This is a genomic window from Ruegeria meonggei (genome assembly GCF_900172215.1).
GTDB lineage: Bacteria > Pseudomonadota > Alphaproteobacteria > Rhodobacterales > Rhodobacteraceae > Ruegeria > Ruegeria meonggei.
Genome location: NZ_FWFP01000022.1, coordinates 2,501 through 6,237 on the forward strand (window position 1 = coordinate 2,501; position 3,737 = coordinate 6,237).

Sequence of the window (3,737 nt, forward strand, 5' to 3'; positions counted from 1 at the left end):
TTTGGGTCTAGCCGGCCTGGAATGCGTATCACGACTGAAACGAACAGAGTTGTCCAAGTCTAATATACTAACCCGAGCGACCTGCGTTGATCAGCTGCACGGCTGAGAGACCATATGGGGTTGCTCAATTGTCCTCGTCCAAGTGGCGGGGGCGGGAAATGTATGTTTTTGGTTCAGAAGAACAGATGACCTTTAGTTACCAGCTGGGTCATCGTGATTGATCTGATCGAACTCTGCAGGCCGACAGGCCGAAAGAGTTCATGTGCTCAAGTAGCCGAATAGGCGGTAGCACAAGTATCAAGTCTTTCTTTTTCTGGATCAAATCAAGCGCGAGAAGGGCGTTTGGTGAATGCCTTGGCAGCAAGAGGCGATGAAAGACGTGATACTCTGCGATAAGCCATGGGGAGCTGAGAATAAGCTTTGATCCATGGATTTCTGAATGGGGCAACCCACCTGAAAGTTTGTTATTGTTGGCTGTGCCAGTCAATAATGGGCTTAACCAGGTATTTATGACCTGAATACATAGGGTTATAAAGGCAAACCCGGGGAACTGAAACATCTAAGTACCCGGAGGAAAGGAAATCAATTGATACTCCCCTAGTAGCGGCGAGCGAACGGGGACCAGCCGAGCCGGATAAGTGAGAAGAACATGTTGGGAAGCATGGCCATAGCGGGTGACAGCCCCGTATTCGAAGCTTTGAGGGACGTATTAAGTAGGGCGGAACACGTGAAATTCTGTCTGAAGATCGGAGGACCACCTTCGAAGGCTAAGTACTCCTTGCTGACCGATAGTGAACCAGTACCGTGAGGGAAAGGTGAAAAGCACCCCGACGAGGGGAGTGAAACAGTACCTGAAACCGAACGCCTACAATCAGTCGGAGCCTCCTTGCGGGGTGACGGCGTACCTTTTGTATAATGGGTCATCGACTTGGTCTCACGAGCAAGCTTAAGCCGTTAGGTGTAGGCGTAGCGAAAGCGAGTCTTAATAGGGCGTATGAGTTCGTGGGATCAGACCCGAAACCGAGTGATCTAGGCATGGCCAGGTTGAAGGTAAGGTAACACTTACTGGAGGACCGAACCCACATCCGTTGAAAAGGATCGGGATGAGCTGTGCCTAGGGGTGAAAGGCCAATCAAACTCGGAGATAGCTGGTTCTCTGCGAAATCTATTTAGGTAGAGCGTCATCCGAATACCCCGGGGGGTAGAGCACTGGATGGGTAATGGGGCCCCACAGGCTTACTGATCCTAACCAAACTCCGAATACCCGGGAGTACTAGATGGCAGACACACTGCGGATGCTAACGTCCGTAGTGGAGAGGGAAACAACCCTGACCTACAGCTAAGGCCCCCAATTCATGGCTAAGTGGGAAAGCAGGTGGGACGACCAAAACAACCAGGAGGTTGGCTTAGAAGCAGCCATCCTTTAAAGATAGCGTAACAGCTCACTGGTCTAAATAAGTTGTCCTGCGGCGAAGATGTAACGGGGCTCAAGCCATGAGCCGAAGCTTAGGATGCCGTAAGGCATGGTAGCAGAGCGTAGTGTGACATAAGACTTTATCTGTATTGCCGCTGGTTATGCGGCGCGGGCAACCGCGCTCAAGTAGCCGAATAGGCGGTAGCGCAGATATAAGTCTTTTCGATGAAGCCGGCGCGTGAGCGATCCGGTGGAGAGATCACTAGTGAGAATGATGACATGAGTAGCGACAAAGAGTGTGAGAGACACTCTCGCCGAAAGTCCAAGGGTTCCTGCTTAAAGCTAATCTGAGCAGGGTAAGCCGGCCCCTAAGCCGAGGCCGAAAGGCGTAGGCGATGGGAACTAGGTTAATATTCCTAGGCCGTGGAGTGGTGACGGATCTCAGAGGTAGTTCATCCTTATCGGATTGAATGGGCTGCTGAGAGGTTCCTGGAAATAGCCCTCCTATAAGACCGTACCCTAAACCGACACAGGTGGACTGGTAGAGAATACCAAGGCGCTTGAGAGAACGATGTTGAAGGAACTCGGCAAAATACCTCCGTAAGTTCGCGAGAAGGAGGCCCGGTTCCTAGGCAACTAGGGGCTGGGGGCACAAACCAGGGGGTGGCGACTGTTTATTAAAAACACAGGGCTCTGCGAAGTCGCAAGACGACGTATAGGGTCTGACGCCTGCCCGGTGCCTGAAGGTTAAAAGGAGAGGTGAGAGCCTTGAATTGAAGCCCAGGTAAACGGCGGCCGTAACTATAACGGTCCTAAGGTAGCGAAATTCCTTGTCGGGTAAGTTCCGACCTGCACGAATGGCGTAACGACTTCCCCGCTGTCTCCAACATCGACTCAGCGAAATTGAATTGCCTGTCAAGATGCAGGCTTCCCGCGGTTAGACGGAAAGACCCCGTGCACCTTTACTACAGCTTCGCACTGGCATCAGGATTGTGATGTGCAGGATAGGTGGTGGGCTTTGAAGCCGTGACGCAAGTCGCGGTGGAGCCTCCCTTGAGATACCACCCTTCGCACTCTTGATGTCTAACCGCGGTCCGTTATCCGGATCCGGGACCCTGCGTGGCGGGTAGTTTGACTGGGGCGGTCGCCTCCTAAAGCGTAACGGAGGCGCGCGAAGGTTGGCTCAGAGCGGTCGGAAATCGCTCGTTGAGTGCAATGGCAGAAGCCAGCCTGACTGCGAGACTGACAAGTCGAGCAGAGTCGAAAGACGGCCATAGTGATCCGGTGGTCCCGAGTGGAAGGGCCATCGCTCAACGGATAAAAGGTACGCCGGGGATAACAGGCTGATACTGCCCAAGAGTCCATATCGACGGCAGTGTTTGGCACCTCGATGTCGGCTCATCTCATCCTGGGGCTGGAGCAGGTCCCAAGGGTACGGCTGTTCGCCGTTTAAAGAGGTACGTGAGCTGGGTTTAGAACGTCGTGAGACAGTTCGGTCCCTATCTGCCGTGGGTGTAGGAGACTTGAGAGGAGTTGCCCCTAGTACGAGAGGACCGGGGTGAACGATCCACTGGTGGACCTGTTGTTGCGCCAGCAGCAGTGCAGGGTAGCTATGATCGGACAGGATAACCGCTGAAGGCATCTAAGCGGGAAGCCCCCCTCAAAACAAGGTCTCCCTGAGGGCCGTGGAAGACCACCACGTCAATAGGCCGGAGATGTAAGCGCAGTAATGCGTTCAGTTGACCGGTACTAATCGCCCGATAGGCTTGATTTGATCCAGTAATGGAAAGACAAATCAAAAACATACACCTCATTAAACATGGATAACTTCGCAGCAAAACGCTGCGGTGTTGATTGACATAACTACCGAGTGGCAACGCGCATTTGCATGCAAATACGCTGCCTGCCACTCGTCGCGCTTTGCAAAGCAAAGTCGCGACGGGGATTTTCCTCGGTTTGGTGGTCATAGCGCAAGCAAAACACCCGGTCCCATCCCGAACCCGGAAGTTAAGTGCTGCCGCGCCAATGGTACTTGGGCTTAAGCCCCGGGAGAGTAGGTCACCGCCAAACCTAGAAAAATCCCCCTCTCTCAAAACGATCAATAAACACCTGGCGCGGGGTGGAGCAGTCCGGTAGCTCGTCAGGCTCATAACCTGAAGGTCAGAGGTTCAAATCCTCTCCCCGCAACCAAAATCCAAACAGCCCGTTCGATCTACAAACAGTCCACTGGACTGTTTGCTTCACGATCAAACCTCGTCAGGCTCATAACCTGAAGGTCAGAGGTTCAAATCCTACTCCCGCAAACCAAAATAAAACACATCAT

General features: G+C 52.9%; 1 tRNA gene and 2 rRNA genes. All 3 read left to right on the forward strand.

The window, feature by feature from the left end:
• Positions 1 to 321 precede the first annotated feature (321 nt).
• The 3 genes from RUM8411_RS22280 (at position 322) to RUM8411_RS22290 (ending at position 3,604) form a co-directional block, all read left to right on the forward strand.
• Positions 322 to 3,188: ribosomal RNA gene (locus RUM8411_RS22280) — 23S ribosomal RNA — on the forward strand.
• 181 nt (positions 3,189 to 3,369) lie between these two features.
• A 5S ribosomal RNA gene (rrf, locus tag RUM8411_RS22285) occupies positions 3,370 to 3,484 on the forward strand.
• 43 nt (positions 3,485 to 3,527) lie between these two features.
• A tRNA-Met gene (locus RUM8411_RS22290) sits at positions 3,528 to 3,604 on the forward strand.
• Positions 3,605 to 3,737: the final 133 nt, after the last annotated feature.